Origin of the sequence: Limosilactobacillus kribbianus (genome assembly GCF_026413145.1) — a bacterium.
Taxonomy (GTDB): Bacteria; Bacillota; Bacilli; order Lactobacillales; family Lactobacillaceae; genus Limosilactobacillus; species Limosilactobacillus kribbianus.
This window is the reverse complement of sequence record NZ_JAOVYZ010000013.1, coordinates 1-18,769: the sequence shown is the minus strand read 5'-3', so window position 1 is coordinate 18,769 and position 18,769 is coordinate 1. Positions and strand designations below refer to the sequence as shown.

Genomic DNA, 18,769 nt, shown 5'->3' with positions numbered 1-18,769 from the left:
TAGGGGGGATTGAGAATGTCACAGACGAAGGAATTAACGCACGACGATGTCCAAAAAATCGTCTCTTCATATATGAATGATGACCACGTGGCACTGGTTGAGAAGGCCTACCGTTTTGCGTCTATTTGTCATCGGGACCAGCGGCGCAAGTCGGGTGAACCTTACATTATTCACCCGATCCAGGTGGCGGGGATCCTTGCCAACCTTCACATGGATCCGGAAACGGTCTGCGCGGGTTACCTACACGACATTGTTGAGGATACCGGAGCAACCCTGGGCGATATCAAGGAGCTTTTTGGTCCGACGATTGCCCTGATCGTCGATGGTGATACCAAGCTGGGCAAAATCCACTACAAGTCCAACCGCGAACAGATGGCGGCAACCCACCGGAAGCTCCTGCTGGCGATGTCAAAGGACATTCGGGTGATGATTGTCAAGTTAGCCGACCGGCTGCACAACATGCGGACCCTGCAGCACCTGCGGCCCGATAAGCAGCGCCGGATCTCAAACGAGACGCTGGAGATCTATGCCCCGATTGCTGATCGGCTCGGGATCAGCACGATCAAATGGGAGCTGGAAGACCTTTCCTTGCGCTACCTGAATCCGCAACAGTACTACCGGATTGTGCACCTGATGAACTCGCGGCGGGACCAACGGGTGGCCTATATCAACCACGCCATTGAGCTGATCAAGGATTCGCTCAAGGACCTCAAACTGGGGCCGAACGTCGAAATTTATGGCCGGCCGAAGCACATTTACTCGGTCTACCGCAAGATGGTAACCCAGCACAAGCAGTTCAGTCAGATCTATGACCTCCTGGCGATCCGGGTCGTGGTCGATACGATCAAGGATTGCTACGCCGTGCTGGGAGCGATCCACACGAGCTGGAAGCCGATGCCGGGACGGTTCAAGGACTACATTGCGATGCCGAAGACCAACGGTTACCAATCCCTGCACACCACGGTGATTGGACCGGAAGGACGGCCACTGGAAGTCCAGATCCGGACCCACCACATGCACGAGGTGGCCGAATACGGGGTTGCCGCCCACTGGGCCTACAAGGAAGGCAAGATCAACGGCGTTCAACAGACCCTCGACAGTCGCAAGCTCAACGTGGTCAAGGAAATCCTGGAACTGCGGAAGGAAAGCAACGGAACCGACGAGTTCATGCAGGGAATCCAGAGCGACGTTTTTGCCGATAAGGTTTACGCCTTTACGCCGAAGGGTGACGTAATCGAAATGCCGGTTGGCTCTGGACCCCTGGACATGGCCTACCAGATCCACACCGAGGTCGGCAATCACACCACCGGGGCCAAGGTCAACGGCCGGATTGTCCCCCTGGATTATGAAATCAAGAACGGGGACATCGTTGACATTCTGACCTTCTCCTCTTCGGCAGGACCGAGTCAGGACTGGCTCGACCTGGTTAAGACGCGACGGGCACGGAACAAGATTCGGCAGTTCTTCCGGGCCCACAACCGGGACGAGAACATTGAAACGGGCAAGCAGATGATCGCCACCCAGCTGCGTGATGCCGGCTACGATCCGTTGGCATTGATGACCGAGGAGAAGAGTGTCCAGGTTGCTCAGGCAATGCACTACAACACGGCCGACGACATGTTCGCGGCGGTTGGCTTTGGCGACCTGGCACCGGTGGGCGTGCGGAATCGTTTCACCGCCGACATCCGGCAAAAGGAGCGTTCCGACCGTCAAGCGGCTGCCCAAAAGGCCCTCCTGGAGGATCACGAGACCTTAGAGAAGCCAAGCGAAAAGCAGGCCAAGGCTTCCAGCGAAGGAGTCGTGGTCGAGGGCGTCGACAACATGCTGGTCCGGCTCAGCCATTGCTGCGACCCGGTTCCGGGTGACTCAATCGTCGGCTACATCACTAAGGGCCGCGGGGTTTCCATCCACCGGGCGGATTGTCCAAACATTGCCAATGCTGAGAAGAGTGGGCAGCGGCTGGTGACTGTCTACTGGGCCAACCCGAACGGCGACAAGACCAACTACGACGCCGACATCGAGGTTCAGGGCTACAATCGCAACGGGATGCTCAACGATATCCTGCGCTCGATCAACAACAGCACCCGCTTCTTGAACTCGGTCAACGGGAAGGTCGATCACAACAAGATGGTGACGATCAGCCTGACGATTGGGGTCCGCAACCTCCAGCAGCTTGAGCTGATCATGAACGCCCTCAAGAACATCAAGGACGTCTACGTGGTCAAGCGGGTTATTCACTAGAAAGGAATTAAAAAGATGCGAATTGTATTACAAAGGGTGAGTCACGCCCAGGTCAGCATTGACGGCACGGTCGTTGGCAAGATCGGGCAGGGCTATATGCTTTTGGTTGGCTTTGCCCCGGATGACACTGACGAACAGCTCGATTACCTGGTTCACAAGGTAGTTAACTTGCGGGTCTTTGAGGACGAAAACGGCAAGATGAACAAGGGGCTCAAGGACGTCGACGGTGAAATTCTGTCGATTTCCCAGTTCACCCTCTACGCCGATACCCGTCACGGGAACCGGCCGGGCTTCACTGATGCTGCCAGACCGGAGATCGCCGAGCCGCTCTATGACCGTTTCAACGAGAAGCTGGCGGCGACCGGGGTCCACGTCGAAACCGGACGCTTCGGTGCTGACATGCAGGTCGACCTGGAAAATGACGGGCCAATCACTATTATCTACGAAAAATAACGTTAAAAGGAGTTCCGCACCAAAACGGAACTCCTTTTCTATTAGTTAGTACTGACTGAGAATCTGGTCGACGGCGCCACCGTAGCTTTCGCCGAAGAGAACCAGGTGCATGCAGAGGTAGTAGAACCGGTACCAGGGCAGGCGGTCGTTAATGCCCGGAGTGAATGGGTACTGGGCGGCGTAGGCCTGGTAGAACTCCTGGTCAAAGCCCCCGAAGACGGTTGTCATCGCCAGGTCGAATTCGCGATCCCCGTAAACGGCGTCGGGATCGATTAGGTAGGGCTCGTTGTTGGCAAACATGAAGTTGCCGGCCCAGAGATCACCGTGCAAGAGACTGGGCTTGACGGTATGTTCCTGGTAATAGGCGGTGAACTGCTTGATGAGCTGGTCAAAGTGTTCTTGACGCCAGCGGTTCCAGCGGCCGCGCTCTGCGGCGACCTTGACCTCGGGCAAGAGCCGCTGGTTGACGTAGAAGTCCGCCCAGCTCTGGTTCCAGGAGTTATCCTTTACCAGGGCCTTGGTGCGGTGGTTGTCGACAAAGCCAAACTGGCCGTTGGCACTCTCCTGCTGGTGCATGGTGGCCACCGCCCGACCGAGCGCGGCCTGGCTGCCGGCACTCTCGTCTAGCCAATTAAGGACCAGGTAGGCGTTGTCATCAATCACGCCGTTATGCAGCGGGGTCGGGGTGTTGGTGACCTTGCCGATCGCCTTTAAGCCGTTGATTTCGTGTTGAAAGTAGGTCGCCGGCTGGTTGGGCTGAATCTTGATGAAGTAGGAATGCCCATCGGCCTCGATGCGGTAGGATTCGTTAATGTCCCCGCCGCTGACCGGTTGGAAGCTGTCCAGCTTTTTGAAGGGCAGCTGGGCAAACCAGGCTTGATTTAACTTACTCATAAAAACCACTTCCTTTCCTCTAATTCTAAGGTTAATCGGGGGAAAAGCAAGGCAGCGTATTGACTTTCGGAGGGGAGACGAGTAAGGTAAAAACTGAAAATTTGATATTCATGACCGATAATAAAAGAATGCTCGACCACTAGGAAAGACAGCGAGCGGGGTTGGTGGAAGCCCGCATGACGAGTGCTCGATTGACGCTTTTTAGGTTTGGGACGCGTCCCCGTCAGAGTCTGACGTTATCATGAGTAGATACCAAGGTGGTACCGTGCATTTGCACCCTTGCAGTCGGCAGGGGCGCTTTTTTATTATTTTCATGGATAAAAAGGAGAAATTGAGAATGAAGCGAACTAATTACGCTGGGGACACCAGCGAACAACAAGTTGGTCAAGAAGTCGTCCTCAAGGGTTGGGTGGCCAAGCGCCGGAATCTCGGTGGCCTGATCTTCATTGATCTGTGGGACCGCGAAGGCATCGTTCAGCTGGTCTTCAACGAAAAGGAAAACCCGGAGGCCTTCAAGGTGGCGAACGCGGTGCGGAACCAATACGTCCTGGAGGTCCAGGGGAAGGTTCAATTGCGGGCCGAAAAGGAAATCAACCCCGACATGAAGACTGGGAAGGTCGAAGTTGCCGTTGAGACGATCAAGGTCCTAGCCCAATCCGAAACGACGCCGTTCGACGTTACCGACGGCGTGGACGCTTCCGAAGACCTGCGGATGAAGTACCGCTACCTCGATCTACGGCGGCCGGAAATGATGAAGAAGCTGATGCTGCGGTCCAAGGTGACCCACGTCGTTCACCGTTACTTTGAAAAGAACGGCTTCCTGGACGTGGAAACCCCTGACCTGACCCGGTCCACGCCAGAAGGGGCCCGGGACTACATCGTGCCTTCCCGGGTTTACCCTGGTCACTTCTACGCCCTGCCACAGTCACCACAGCTTTTCAAGCAATTGCTGATGGCCGCTGGGGTCGACAAGTACTACCAGATCGCCAAGTGCTTCCGGGACGAGGACCTGCGTGGTGACCGTCAGCCGGAATTCACCCAGATCGATACCGAAATGAGCTTTGCGACGCCGGAAGAGATCCAGGACATGACGGAAGGTTTGATCAAGGACGTCATGAAGGAAGTCCTCGGCATCGACGTCAAGTTACCGTTCCCACGGATGGAATGGCAGGACGCCATGGACAAGTACGGGACCGACAAGCCGGACACCCGCTTTGGCATGCTGATTCACGACTTAAACGACATCGTCAAGGACTCCTCCTTCAAGGTCTTCTCCGGCACGGTTGCTGCGGGCAACTACGTCCGGGCAATCGCCGTTCCGGGTGGGGCTGACAAGTACTCCCGCAAGGACATCTCCAAGCAGGAAGACTACATCAAGCGTTATGGCGCCAAGGGGCTGGCCTGGGTTAAGGTCACCGCGGACGGTTACAGCGGTCCGGTTGCCAAGTTCCTGGGTGACCAGGCCGACGCCATCAATGCTGAGCTGGGTGCCAAGACCGGTGACCTGATCCTCTTCGTTGCCGGCAGTTTCCACGTGGTTTGCGACTCCCTGGGCTACCTGCGGCGTCACTTTGGCGAAGAACTGGGACTGACCAACCCGAACCAGTGGAACTACGTCTGGGTTGTCAACTGGCCGATGTTTGAATACGACGAAGGCTTCGGCAAGTGGATCGCGGCTCACCACCCGTTCACGATGCTCAACCCCGAAGACCTGCACTACTTAGAGGACGGCGAGGACCCGCACAAGGCCCACGCTCAGAGTTACGACATCGTCTTGAACGGTCAGGAAATTGGTGGGGGCTCCATCCGTATTCACGATCCAAAGGTCCAGGAGAAGGTCTTAAAGGCCCTCGGCTACACCAAGGAACGTGCCGAGGCCCGCTTCGGCTTCCTGCTCAAGGCCCTGACGCTGGGGATGCCGCCTGAGGGTGGTCTGGCCATTGGTTTGGACCGCTGGGTAATGTTTTTGGCCCAGGCCGACAACATTCGGGACGTCATTGCCTTCCCGAAGAACTCCAAGGCGGTCGAACCGCTGACGGCTGCACCGGGCAAGGTCAGTGCGCAGCAGCTTGACGACCTGAAGATTGAGTTCGGCGACAAAGTTGACTACAAGCTGGACTAATAATGATTAGCATCCTGGCGATGGCCGGGGTGCTTTTTTGCTAATAAAGGGGGGCAGTAAATTTGAAGTTTGTGATTGCACCGGATTCATTTAAGGGCAGCCTAACCGCCAAGGAGGCGGCCCAGGCGATTGCCGACGGGTTGCGGCGGGTCTTCCCGACTGCCGACTATGCGCTCGTCCCGATGGCCGATGGTGGTGAAGGCACCGTTCAGGCCCTGGTCGACGCTACGGCGGGTCGATTGATCGAAAGAGAAGTCACCGGGCCCCTGGGCAAACCGGTTCGCGCCCAATACGGCCTGCTGGGGGATGGAAGGACGGCCGTGATTGAAATGGCCGCGGCCAGCGGGATCCAGTACGTCGATGAGCAGACCCGCAACCCGCTGGTGACGACCACCTATGGCACCGGCGAGCTGATCCGGGACGCGGCCCACCGCGGCGTTCGCCAGATCATCATCGGTCTGGGCGGCAGCGCGACAACCGATGGCGGTGCCGGGATGGCCCAGGCCCTCGGTATCCACCTGCTGGATCAAGCTGGTCAGGAGCTGCCAGCCGGTGGGGGCGCACTGAGCCAGCTCGCCAGGATTGACACCGGGGACCGCGACCCGGTGCTTGACAAGGTCAAAATCAAGCTGGCCGCCGACGTCACCAACCCGCTGACCGGACCCCAGGGGGCGGCGGCCGTCTTCGGTCCGCAGAAGGGTGCCACCCCGGCAATGGTCCAAACGTTGGATGCTAACCTCCATCACCTGGCCCGCGTCGTTTGCCGGGACCTAGGCGTAGAGCTTGAGAAAACTGTTGGTGCTGGGGCCGCTGGGGGCTTGGGTTTTGGCCTGCTGGCTTTCGCCAATGCCGAGATGCATCACGGGGTGGACCTGGTGATGGCCTGCAACCACCTGGCCGACCAGCTGGCGGGGGCCGACTATGTGTTTACCGGCGAGGGGAGTCTTGACTTTCAAACCCAGTTCGGCAAGGCGCCGTTCGGGGTCGCCCAATTAGCTGGCCGGGTCGTTCCCGCAGCGCCGGTGCTTGGTCTGGCCGGTCGCCTAGGTCCGGGGGCCGCCAAATTGTGCGACTGTGGCTTCACGGCGCTCTTTGCTACCCCGACCGGGGCAAAGAGCCTGCAGGCAGCCTGCGCGAGCGCGGCGGATGACCTAACGACGACGGCGGAAAACATTGCGCGGCTGATCAAGGCGACCTACCTATAGGAAACTAAGACAGCAAAAAGCCATGCAACCCATTTGGGACTGCATGGCTTTTTGTGTTTACTGGTTATTTCAAAATTTTCTGCAGGAATTCCTTGGCCCGCTCGCTGGTCGGGTGGGCGAAAAAGTCTTCCGGTTTGCCGCTTTCTTGGATGTAGCCATCGGCCATGAACCAGATCTGGTCGGCGACTTCCTTGGCAAAGCCCATTTCGTGGGTGACGACAACCATTGTCATCCCCGAAGTGGCGAGGTCCCGCATGACCTTGAGCACTTCTTCGACCATCTCTGGGTCCAGGGCACTGGTTGGTTCGTCGAAGAGCATCACCTCGGGGTCCATCGCCAGGGCCCGGGCGATGGCGACCCGCTGCTTTTGACCCCCCGAGAGCTGGTCAGGGTACTGGTCGGCCTTGTTTTCCAAACCGACCTGCTTTAAGAGCTTCAGGGCAGTCTCTTTAGCCTGGTCTTCGGCGATTCCCTTGACTTTCACCGGCGCGATCATGATGTTTTTCAGGACGGTCATGTTTGGGAAGAGGTTGAAACTCTGGAAGACCATCCCCATCTTTTCCCGAATCTGGTCGAGCTCCTTATCGCTCATCCCGGTCAGGTCCTGGCCTTCGAACAGCACCTGGCCGCCGGTGGGCTGCTCCAGGGCGTTCAGGCAGCGCAGGAAGGTACTCTTCCCGGCCCCGGACGGTCCAATTACGCAGATCACTTGGCCCTTGTCGACCTCTTCCGTGATGTCCTTTAAGACCATGGTGTCCTTGAATTTCTTCTGTAATTTTTTGACTTCAATCATTTTAGTGGGCATGTTTCATTCTCCCTTCAAAGTAGAGCAGGATCCGTGAGAGGGTAAAGGTCATGACAAAGTAGATGATCATGGTGATAAAGAGTGGCAGAACCCCCTTGTAAGTGTCCGCTTGGACCAATTGGGTTTCAAACATCAATTCACCAACCCCGATGGTGGAAACCAGGGAACTGTCCTTTAAGAGGGTGATTAATTCGTTCCCCAGCGCCGGCCAGATGTTTTTGAGCGCCTGTGGCATGATGACGTAGTGGAATGAGGTAGTTTTGCTCATCCCAAGACTCCGGGCGGCTTCGGTCTGGCCGATCGGGATGGATTGGATCCCGGAACGGATGATTTCGGCCACGTAGGCCCCGGAGTTCAGGGAGACGGCGATGATCCCAGCAAGCAGGGCGGGCAGCGACTGGATGATTGCCCCGATCCCGAAGTAGACGAACATGATTTGAACCATCATTGGGGTGCCCCGCAGGAATTCGATGTAGCAAACCGCAATCCCGTGAAGCAGCTTGTTCTTGGACAGCCGCATCAGCGCAAAGAGGGTCCCGAGGATGAAACCGAAGAAGACGGAGACGACCGTGATGATTAAGGTGTACTCAACCCCCTTGGCGAAGTACCGCCAGTAGGAAAGCACAGTGTTATGCTTCTTGTAGCTCTTCATGTATTTAGAAGCTTCTGGAATCCACTTCTTGTTAACGAGTCCTTCCTTATTAACCTGGTCAATCGTCTTGTTGGCCTGGGCTTCCAGTGAGGTGGACCCCTTTGGAAAGGCCATCGCAATGTCACCGGCCGTGCTTGGCAGCTTCGAGTTGAAGGCGGCGAGGTTGCTGTTGTTGGCGGCATAGGCCTTGGCAGTGGCTTCGTCCATCAGCACGGCACTAACCTTGTGGGACTGAAGGGCAATTACTAAGGAGGAGAGCTTTGCCAGCCCCTTGTTGGTGGCGTACGGCATGCTCTGCTTGATCATCGTGGATTGGAGCGTCCCGTTTTGGGCCCCAACGGTTTTGCCCTTAAAGTCCTTGGCCTTCGTGTAGAGCTTTTTGTCGCTCTTATTAATAAGGAAGTAGCTGCTTCCTGAATAGAAGGTGTGGGAGAAGTCGACGCTCTTCTTCCGCTCGGCCGTGACGTTCATCCCGGAAGCGATCGCGTCAATCTTCCCGGTTTCAAGGGCAACTAAAAGGGAGTCAAAGTCCATGTTTTTAATGACCAGCTTGACGCCCATGTCCTTGGCCATCCGCTTAATCAATTCGACTTCGAATCCCACATACTTAGTCTTGCCATTTTGCTTGGTGGTAAATTCGTATGGCGGGTAGTCGGCACTCATCCCAACGACGAATGTGCCTTTTTGTTTAATCTTTTGCAGCGAATCATCGGTAGCAGTATTTGTTGAAGAACTGCTACTGGAGACGGCGCTGGATGAGCTCGCGCTGGTCGAGCTAGCGGTGCTGCTCGAGCTGCTGGAGGTCGCGGCCAAGACCGTGCTTGGCATGACCAGCGACCACAGCAGGATGAAGAGCATGAATAATTGCTTGAGGTGTTTCATAGTGGTGACTCCTTTGTCTGAATTAATGATTGTTAGCAATATACACCTTTATTTTTATTTATGCAATATAAAACAGAAAAATAGTATAAATATGCAATCAGCTGAATGGGCTTTCATCCCCGCTCTGGGGGGATTGTGATGGAAAAAATAAATTTGTGGTGAGTGATTAAGGGCAAAAAAGCCGGATGACGGAATTAAAATCGTTTCTTCTTAAATAAGAACGAAATAAATGTCAGCTTTTTGCAAAGAATTATTGACAGTCCGGGTCGGATTAGGTACAATACTTTTTGTAGTGAAAAGGCGAATTTCGTAGCCTTGTTACGTAACTTTAAGCTCGGAGGGAGGGAATCAACATGTCAAAAACAGTCGTTCGTAAGAATGAATCTTTAGACGACGCTCTTCGACGCTTTAAACGTTCAGTTTCACGTAACGGAACTCTGCAAGAATACCGCAAGCGTGAATTCTACGAAAAGCCTAGTGTACGACGGAAGTTAAAATCTGAAGCGGCACGGAAGCGCAAGAACAAGCGTGGTCGTCGTTACTAAAATGTTTGCTCCTACCTTTTGATGGTGGGGGCTTTTTTCGTCAAGAGGAGGAAATATAATGAGTTTATTAAAACAGCTGCAAGCCGACATGATTAGTGCAATGAAGAACCGTGACAAGGACACCCTGGCCGTGGTCCGGATGTTAAAGGCCGCCGTCCAAAATGCCCAGATTGAGGCCGGCCACGACCTGACGAGCGACGAAGAGATTGCCGTTATGGCCCGCGAATACAAACAACGCAAGGAATCCCTGGCCGAATTTGAAAAGGGTGGCCGGGATGACCTGGTCGAAGCCACCAAGAAGGAAATGGCTGTGGTCGAGAAGTACATGCCAAAGCAGCTCTCCGCTGACGACGTTAAGAAGATCGTCACCGAGACCGTCCAAGCCGTCGGTGCTTCCAGCATGAAGGACTTCGGGAAGGTCATGGGTGCCGTGATGCCAAAGGTCAAGGGCCAAGCCGATGGTAAGCTGGTCAACCAGACCGTCAAGGAAACCCTGAGCAACTTATAAAAGAGAAAATTAAATTGTAATCTGCCCGTCACAATCGGCCGCAAATGGCATTGTGACGGGCTTTTTCTTTGTCATTATTATGCAATAATTCTGTATATTTTACGAAAATAAAAGAAATTTGCGAATAATTGTTGATTTTTATTCAGTCGAAGCGTATATTAGTCACCAATCACAAATCAAGTAATTGGAGGACGAGAATTATGGCAAAAGAAAAAATCGTATTAGCATACTCTGGTGGTTTAGACACGTCAGTCGCAATTGCGTGGCTGAAGAATAAGGGTTATGACGTGATCGCATGTTGTATTGACGTCGGTGAAGGGCTCGATCTGGAAGCCATCCAAAAGAAGGGTGAGTCAATCGGCGCCTGGAAGTCCGTGGTGATCGATGCTAAGCGCGACTTCGCCGAACAATTCGTACTGCCAGCCCTGCAGGCCCACGCCATGTATGAACAAAAATACCCACTGGTATCTGCCCTGTCTCGTCCACTGATCGTGCAGAAATTAGTTGCCGTTGCTAACCAGTACGGGGCGACCGCGATCGCCCATGGTTGCACCGGGAAGGGGAACGACCAAGTTCGTTTTGAAGCCGGCATCCACGCCCTGGCACCCGACATGAAGATCGAGGATCCGATTCGTGACTGGCACTGGTCACGGGAAGAAGAAATTCAATACGCTAAGGACAACGGGATTCTGGTCCCGATCACCAAGGCCAGCCCGTACTCAATCGATGAAAACCTCTGGGGTCGGGCCAATGAATGTGGGATCCTCGAAGATCCATGGGTTGCTGCTCCAGCTGACGCTTACGCCCGGACCAAGGCCATCGAGGATACGCCGGACATGCCAACCACCTTGGAGATTAGCTTCAAAGAAGGGGTCCCAACCGCCATTAACGGCGAAGAATTGTCGCTGGATCAACTGATCAAGAAGCTCGACAAGCTCGCTGGCGACAACGGAATTGGCCGGATTGACCACGTCGAAAACCGGCTGGTCGGCATCAAGTCCCGGGAAATCTACGAATGCCCGGCGGCCACGGTCTTACTGGCGGCGCACAAGGACCTCGAAGACCTGACCCAGGAGCGGGAAGTCGCCCACTTCAAGCCGATCGTCGAACAAAAGATGAGCGAGATCATCTACAACGGTCTCTGGTACTCACCATTAATGAAGGCGATGGTTGCCTTCATCGATCAGACCCAGCAGGTTGTGAACGGGGTTGTGCGGGTCAAGCTCTTCAAGGGCAACGTGGTCTGCGAAGGCCGGAAGTCACCAAACTCCCTCTACGACAAGAACCTGGCAACCTACACCTCTGCCGACGAGTTCGACCAGGAAGCTGCGACCGGCTTCATCAAGCTGTGGGAGCTACCGGATAAGGTCTACGCCCAGGTTCAGAACAAGAGCAAGCAGAACCAGGCAAAGGGGGTTCACGATGCCGATTAAACGGATGTGGGGCGGCCGGTTCGAGCAGGCGGGAGACGCCCTGGTTGACCAGTTCGGCGCCTCCATTTCCTTTGACCAGGAGATGGCTAAGGAGGATATCATGGGGTCACTGGCCCACGTGAAGATGCTCAAGGCCACCAAAATTCTTTCGGCCGGGGATGCCGACCAGATCATCGCCGGCTTGGAGAAGCTGGCCAAGCGGCTCGAACAAGACGGCCTGCCCTTTACGGTTGAAAATGAAGATATTCATATGAACATCGAGGCCCTCTTGACCAAGGAAATCGGGCCGGTCGCCGGCAAGCTTCACACAGGGCGGAGTCGGAATGACCAGGTGGCTACCGACTTCCATCTCTATGTTAAGGAGCGTCTGCCCAAGATCGTGGATGCGCTGCAGGACTTGCAGCGGGCCCTGGTCAAGCGGGCGGCGGAGAACGTCGAGACGGTCATGCCGGGCTACACCCACATGCAGCACGCCCAGCCGATCTCCTACGGCCACTATCTAATGGCCTACTTCCAGATGTTCCAGCGGGACGTCGAGCGTTTCCAGTTCAACATGCAGCACACCGACCTATCGCCGCTGGGGGCGGCCGCCCTGGCCGGGACGACCTTCCCAATTGACCGGAAGCTGAGCGCGGACTACCTGGGCTTTGCGGCGCCCTACGCCAATTCCTTAGACGCCGTGTCCGACCGGGACTTTGCCCTAGAGTTCTTGAGCAACGCCAGCATCCTGATGGTCCACCTGTCACGGCTGTGCGAGGAGATCATCTACTGGTGCTCCTACGAGTTCGGCTACATCGAGCTGGCCGACTCCTATTCGACGGGGAGCTCGATCATGCCGCAGAAGAAGAATCCAGACATGGCGGAACTGATCCGGGGCAAGTCCGGCCGGGTCTTCGGTGACCTGATGGGGCTCTTAACGGTGATGAAGGGCCTGCCGCTGGCCTACAATAAGGACATGCAGGAGGACAAGGAAGGGGTCTTCGATGCGGTCAAGACGATCCTGCCGAGCCTGAAGGTGATGACGGGGATGATCGAAACCCTGACGGTCAAGAAGGACAAGATGGCCCACGCTACCCACAACGACTTCTCCAACGCCACCGAGCTGGCCGACTACCTGGCTACTAAGGGAATCCCGTTCCGGCAGGCGCACGAGATCGTCGGGGAACTGGTGCTAAAGGGGATCAAGACCGGCACCAACCTCGCCGATATTTCATTGGAAGACTTTCAAAAGATCGATCCGCGGATTGAAAAGGACGTTTACACGGTCCTCAAGCCGCGGGTGGCCGTTCAACGGCGGAATTCATACGGCGGGACCGGCTTTGACCAGGTCCGGGCCCAGATTGCGGCGGCCAAGCAGCTGCTCGCCCAAGAAAAAGCAAATTAGTATGCCAAAAGAGGCTGGGAATTAACCTAGCCTCTTTGCTGTTATATAGCTTATAAATGCTGCAGCGCGGTAGCTGGCTGGATCCTGAACGTTGATAAATCAACGCCCACCAGATAGGCTAGCTTCGCGTCGGGACGCCTAGCCAGCCTCCCAAATAGGCTTGCTCCGCGTCGACGGGGGTGGGAAGACGAACTCGCAAGCGAGTTCTGTCCCACTCCCTTTACGCAACAATTGAATAATTGATCATATTGGACCGAAGAGCTTGGCAGTTTTGGCTTGCCAGGTGGGTCAGAGCGATCGCCAGCAGGGCGCTTGACGGCGCGCTTTGGCAGAAAAAGGCAAGGTTTCACGCTGATTTTATTATAAATTTAGTGATGGAAAATCTTGCTTTTTTTTCTAAAATGGACATGAAAACTATGAAAACTATGAATTTAATTATATTAGGTTTGTAGCCAATTATTATCAGTAATTGAAAATTTGAGGGGAGTTGGGAAGATGGTTTCAAAAAATAACACATATTTGAAGGAAGTCATGCACTCACACCGGGTGCCGCACTACGGCTTGCGGAAACTGGGGATTGGCGTGACCTCGGTTTTACTAGGGACGACCCTGTACTTTGGCGCCAACACGCCGGTCGCCAACGCTGATCAGGTGAATACTAATAATAGTCAAAGTGGCGATCAGACGAACCAGGTCACGCCAGCGAACAGTGCCGAGACGGAAAACGTCGTGCCGTTGCGCGCTGGTGTGACGAGTTCGGCAGCTTCAGAGGCGCTAAGCAGCACCCCGCAAACTGACACCAGCAGTGCCGCCCAGCCAGTGGCTTCGAGTGCCCCAGCGCAAAGCAATGCCGCGGCCTCAAGCGCGCCGGCTTCCACGGCCACGCCAAGTTCAACCGCCGCCTCAGCTCAGCCGAGTGATACGGCGGCCCAAAGCTCGGCAAATGCGGATTCGACGCCGGCCCAGAGTGGCTCTGATGCGACGAGCCAATCGACAGCTCCGGCAACCTCAGTTCAGCAATTTACGCCAGGAGAAACAGTTATCTCAAGTGAATTAAAGCAATCTTTAAATATAGGTGAAGAGACAGATGCAGAAATAAAGGTTACTAATAATGGTAAGCAGATTTCAAACCCTACACCAGCAAACTTGAATATATATGGTCATTCATATAAATATTTGACTGATGCCGGAACTTTGAATGAAAAAAGTATCGTTCAAGTTGCTTACACTAATCTAAAGAATAGTTCTTATAATGGAAAGCCAATTAGAAGTGCTGTATATACTTTTAGTAACTTTGTACCAAGAAAAAATGTGCCTGTTAATTTACAAATTTATAATAATATTTCAGCTGGATTTTGGTATGACGCACTTAGCCTTAAGGTATCTGTAAAATACTTTTATGACGATGAACAAAAGAATGTTGTTAATTTTAGTGATGAACAGCCGGCTTATCTAGTATTAAGTTCGTTAAATAACGATACTAATATCCATGCTGAATGCGCAAAAATAGATAATGGAACACCGTTAAATTTGGCAGGTAGTACAGTAACAGTTCATTCCGATGGTTGGATGTATGCAGATCAACCGAATAACTATACGGACTTACCTTGGATTGACCCAAATACTGGGCAAAAAGGTACGAGCTTTTGGGACTATACACCTGCAGGCAGTTATGTTGGGGCAGGTATAGTTAAAGTATCTGGTGAATCACCAGTTCTTGAATTTGGTATACGCAACGTAAAGCTACATCATAATGTTTGGGTAGTTACTAGCACGGATATTCCAGCTACGATAATGGTTAATAAGAAAACCACCAAAACAGTATCTGAAATAATTCACTATAAATATAATAATGGTGTTAAGGCCAGTGATGATGTGGTTAACAAACAGTATCGCAAATTGGTTATACTGACGCGAAAAGTGGTAAGACAGTTTGGCTTGATTGGAAGCAAACGCCAGTCAACTTCCTCGATGTCGTTTCCAGCCCCTCCATCAAGGGCTACACGCCGGATAAGTCTTCTGTTGGTCCGTTGAGCACGACGGCCGATAAGAATATTGAAACCACGGTGGTTTACACTCCCGACAATCAGGCGATCGAAGTTAAATATGTTGATGACTCCACCGGCAACTTAGTCCGGGATGATAACCTGACCGGCACTACCAACGCCAAGTCTGGCTACACGACCGCGGACAAGATCAAGACGATCGAGGGCCAGGGCTATGTTCTGGTGCCGAACTCCGATACCACCAAGGGCCAGGAATTGGTCTTCGATGATGACTCGACGAAGAATCAAACTTACGAAGTCCACTTTATTCACAAGACGACCCCGGTTACCCAAAACGTGACGGTTACCCGGACCATCCACTATCAGGACCAGAATCGTCAAGAACTGCACGACCCCGTCACCCAGGCTTCGAATTGGGTTGGGACCGGGACGCACGACGCGGTTACCGGCCAGGATACCCTGAAGTGGACTAGCACGAATCCAACTTTGGCAAGCCAGCAGTCACCGGTGATTGCGGGTTACCATCTGACCAATGTTGACCGGGATAGTCAAAATAACCGGGATGTTGACCAAGTCAAGGTCGATCAGACCACTGATTCTTATAACGTTTACGTCACCTATGCCCCGAACGGCAAGATCGTGCCAACCGATACCAATGGCGACCCGATCCCCGGGGTGGACCAGCCGCAATACCCGACCGATCCGAAGAATCCCGCTAAGGTGACGCCAGATGAGCCGGTGCCGACCATTCCAGGCTACACGCCGGCCAAGACAACGGTGACACCGACGGATCCCGGCAAGGACACGCCGGTAGTCTACACGCAGCAACAGGCCGCCGAGGTGGTTTACCTTGACCAGGACGATCACGATGCCCAGCTCGCCACGTCAGGCACGCTGACGGGGGCTGCGGGCAGCAAGATTAATTACAGTACGCAACAAGAGATCAAGGCCTTGACCGATGCGGGCTATGTCCTGGTCAACGACGGCTTCCCAGCTGGCGCGGTTTATGACAACGATAGTCAAACGCCGCAGCTCTTTAAGGTCGTCTTGAAGCACGGCACGACGACGGTTACCCCAACCACGCCAGGGACGCCGGGTCAGCCAATTAATCCCAATGATCCGAACGGGCCAAAGTACCCGGCCGGCACGGATGCCAAGAGCCTGACGACCACGGGTACCCAGACGGTTCACTACGTCGGTGCGGGCGACCAGACGCCGCAGGATAACGTTTCGACTTTGACCTTTACGCGGACCAAGACAATTGATAATGTAACCGGCAAGATCACGGATAGCACGGACTGGACGCCGACGACCCAGACTTTCCAGGTAGTCGGTACGCCGGCAATTAAGGGTTACACGCCGGACCAGCAATATGTTGGCGGCGAGACGGTTGGCCCGAACACGAACAAGACCTACACGGTGACCTATACCAAGGACACCACGCCAACGGTCAACGACCAGCACGCGCAGGTTCGTTACCTGGACCTCGACAATAATAACCAGGAGATTGCCGGGACTAATTCCGGTGACCTGACCGGCAAGCCCGGCACGCAGATTAACTACAGCACGGCCGATACGATTGCCCAGCTGGAGAATCGGGGTTACGTCCTCGTCAACAATGGCTTTGACTATGGCACCCAGGTTCAATACTTCGATAATAACGACGCGACGAACCAGGTCTTCGTGGTAACCCTCAAGCACGGGACAACCACGGTCACACCGCAGAATCCGGGCACCCCGGGCCAGCCAATTAATCCAGGCGACCCGAACAGTCCGAAGTACCCGAATGGCACGGATAAGGCGAGCCTGATCGCTCACGGCACCCAAACGGTTCATTACGTTGGAGCCGGTGACCAGACGCCAAAGGACAGTGTCACGACGGTCGACTTCGGCCACGATCTGGTGCTCGATAAGGTGACGGGCCAGATTGTCCAAGATAATGGTTGGAAGCCACTGACGGAGCACTATCAGGTCATCGACACGCCAACAATTGCCGGCTACACGCCAGACAAGGCCTACGTTGGTGGCGACACGGTTACGGTTAATAATCCAAACCGGGTCTACACCGTTACCTATGTGAAGAACGGTCAAGGCAGCCAGGGTAGCCAAAGCTCACAAGGTAGTCAACCGAGTCAGGGCTCGCAAAGCCAGGGCAGTCAACCGAGCGAAGGCTCACAAGGCAGTCAGCCAAGCCAAGGCTCTCAGAGTCAGGGCAACCAAACGAGTGAAGGCTCACAAGGTAGTCAACCAAGCCAGGGTTCGCAGAGTCAGGGTAGTCAACCGAGTGAAGGCTCACAAGGCAGTCAGCCAAGTCAAGGCTCTCAGAGTCAGGGCAGCCAAACGAGCGAAGGCTCACAAGGTAGTCAGCCAAGTCAAGGCTCACAAAGCCAGGGTAGCCAAACCAGTGAAAGTTCACAAGGTAGTCAGCAGAGTCAGGGTTCGCAGAGTCAGGGCAGTCAACCAAGCGAAGGTTCGCAAGGTAGTCAGCCGAGTCAAGGCTCCCAGAGCCAGAGCAGTCAAACGAGTGAGGGCTCGCAAGGCAGTCAACCAAGTCAAGGCTCGCAGAGTCAAGGCAGCCAACCGAGTGAAGGTTCACAAGGTAGTCAACCAAGCCAAGGCTCCCAGAGTCAAGGCAGCCAAACCAGCGAAGGCTCGCAAGGTAGTCAGCCAAGTCAGGGTTCCCAGAGCCAGGGCAGCCAAACCAGTCAAGGTTCAGAAAATCAAGGTAGCCAAAGCTCACAAACTCCAGCTACTGACACTGAAAAGGTAGTTATCAAGTATGTTGATCCAGATGGTAACCCAATCACCACTGACACGGTTACTGGCGAGAGTGGGCAACCGATCAACTATGACCAAACCAAGACGATCACTGAGCTGAAGAATAAGGGTTACGATGTCACGAACATCACTAACCCAACAACCGGCCAGAACTTCGACAATAATCCATCCGTTGACCAAACCTACACCGTCACGGTTAAGCACGGCACGGCTCAACTTGGCCCGAATGATCCACATGAATCTGGTACACCAATTAACCCGAACGATCCAAACGGTGCTAAGTGGCCTGCCAAGGATACTTATAGCAAGGACTACACCTACACGGTTCACTTTGTTGGACCAAATGGTGAAACCCTAACCGGCGATAACGTTCAGACCTCAACCTGGACGCGGACTGTGACGATCGACAAGGTCACTGGCAAAGTCATCAGTGGCACGGACTGGACACCGAGCCAAAAGAAGTACAGCGATGTCCAAGTACCAGTCGTCTACGGTTACTACACCACCCAGAAGACGATCACCGGCCAACCAACGGTTCAAAAGAACATCTCGACGACCGTTTCCTACCAGAAGTTAGGTCAGATTGTTCCGGTTGATCAAAACGGTAAGCAGATTGGCACTGGCCAGACCTACCAGAATGATCCAAACGATCCAACCAAGGTGAAAACGAACCAGACCGTTCCGAGTGTTGATGGCTACACGCCAACGACCAGCACGGTTACGCCAACCACTCCTGGTGAGGACACGACGGTCACCTACACGAAGAATACTACTGGTGATACCGGTTCGACGACTAGCAACGGTAATACCGCAAATACTGGTCAGAACAGTAATGGTGGTCAAAGCACTAGCGGTACTGCA

General features: G+C 54.2%; 12 protein-coding genes and 2 pseudogenes. 11 read left to right on the top strand and 3 right to left on the bottom strand.

The features are described from left to right. Positions 1-15 precede the first annotated feature (15 nt). Both OCT58_RS04425 and dtd read left to right on the top strand, forming a co-directional pair. Complete coding sequence (locus OCT58_RS04425) at positions 16-2,241, top strand: RelA/SpoT family protein (RefSeq protein ID WP_267201657.1); 2,226 nt, start codon at positions 16-18, stop codon at positions 2,239-2,241. Between the two features lie 15 nt (positions 2,242-2,256). Continuing rightward, positions 2,257-2,694 carry a D-aminoacyl-tRNA deacylase gene (dtd, locus tag OCT58_RS04420; protein WP_267201656.1) on the top strand — a complete coding sequence of 146 codons (438 nt, stop codon included), beginning with the start codon at positions 2,257-2,259 and terminating at the stop codon, positions 2,692-2,694. 45 nt (positions 2,695-2,739) lie between these two features. Here dtd and OCT58_RS04415 read toward each other — a convergent pair whose 3' ends face one another. Beyond that, positions 2,740-3,588 carry a fructosamine kinase family protein gene (locus OCT58_RS04415; protein ID WP_267201655.1) on the bottom strand — a complete coding sequence of 283 codons (849 nt, stop codon included), beginning with the start codon at positions 3,586-3,588 and terminating at the stop codon, positions 2,740-2,742. A 337-nt stretch (positions 3,589-3,925) separates the two neighbouring features. Here OCT58_RS04415 and aspS point away from each other — a divergent pair, with 337 nt between their 5' ends. Beyond that, positions 3,926-5,710 carry an aspartate--tRNA ligase gene (gene aspS, locus OCT58_RS04410; protein ID WP_267201654.1) on the top strand — a complete coding sequence of 595 codons (1,785 nt, stop codon included), beginning with the start codon at positions 3,926-3,928 and terminating at the stop codon, positions 5,708-5,710. Positions 5,711-5,772: 62 nt separating this feature from the next. After that, the gene (locus OCT58_RS04405; protein WP_267201653.1) at positions 5,773-6,915 is read left to right on the top strand and encodes a glycerate kinase; all 1,143 of its coding nucleotides are present in this window, start codon (positions 5,773-5,775) and stop codon (positions 6,913-6,915) included. 64 nt (positions 6,916-6,979) lie between these two features. On the opposite strand, the gene OCT58_RS04400 is transcribed toward OCT58_RS04405, so the two are convergent. Both OCT58_RS04400 and OCT58_RS04395 read right to left on the bottom strand, forming a co-directional pair. Then, complete coding sequence (locus tag OCT58_RS04400) at positions 6,980-7,720, bottom strand: amino acid ABC transporter ATP-binding protein (protein ID WP_305069086.1); 741 nt, start codon at positions 7,718-7,720, stop codon at positions 6,980-6,982. After that, positions 7,710-9,254 carry an ABC transporter substrate-binding protein/permease gene (locus tag OCT58_RS04395; protein ID WP_267201652.1) on the bottom strand — a complete coding sequence of 515 codons (1,545 nt, stop codon included), beginning with the start codon at positions 9,252-9,254 and terminating at the stop codon, positions 7,710-7,712. Before OCT58_RS04395 ends, OCT58_RS04400 begins: the two co-directional genes overlap by 11 nt. Before the next feature lie 353 nt (positions 9,255-9,607). On the opposite strand from OCT58_RS04395, the gene rpsU reads away from it, so the two are divergent. From rpsU to OCT58_RS04365, 7 genes and pseudogenes are all read left to right on the top strand, one after another. After that, a complete protein-coding gene (rpsU, locus tag OCT58_RS04390) occupies positions 9,608-9,799 on the top strand; it encodes a 30S ribosomal protein S21 (protein WP_047770440.1) in 192 nt (63 codons plus the stop codon). A 58-nt stretch (positions 9,800-9,857) separates the two neighbouring features. Further along, on the top strand, positions 9,858-10,307 hold the full coding sequence (locus OCT58_RS04385; RefSeq protein ID WP_267201651.1) for a GatB/YqeY domain-containing protein: 450 nt from the start codon (positions 9,858-9,860) through the stop codon (positions 10,305-10,307). Positions 10,308-10,507: 200 nt separating this feature from the next. Then, positions 10,508-11,740, top strand: a complete 1,233-nt coding sequence (locus tag OCT58_RS04380) for an argininosuccinate synthase (RefSeq protein ID WP_267201650.1) — start codon at positions 10,508-10,510, stop codon at positions 11,738-11,740. After that, entirely contained in the window at positions 11,730-13,124 is a 1,395-nt protein-coding gene (gene argH / locus OCT58_RS04375; protein ID WP_267201649.1) for an argininosuccinate lyase, read from the top strand. Before OCT58_RS04380 ends, argH begins: the two co-directional genes overlap by 11 nt. A gap of 495 nt (positions 13,125-13,619) precedes the next feature. After that, positions 13,620-14,879 (top strand): annotated as a pseudogene (locus tag OCT58_RS04370) (GbpC/Spa domain-containing protein); the annotation flags it as partial. Positions 14,880-15,022: 143 nt separating this feature from the next. Further along, a pseudogene (locus OCT58_RS10500) lies at positions 15,023-15,148 on the top strand (mucin-binding protein); the annotation flags it as partial. Positions 15,149-15,154: 6 nt separating this feature from the next. After that, a partial coding sequence (locus tag OCT58_RS04365; protein ID WP_438361111.1) for a mucin-binding protein occupies positions 15,155-18,769 on the top strand: 3,615 nt, incomplete at its 3' end.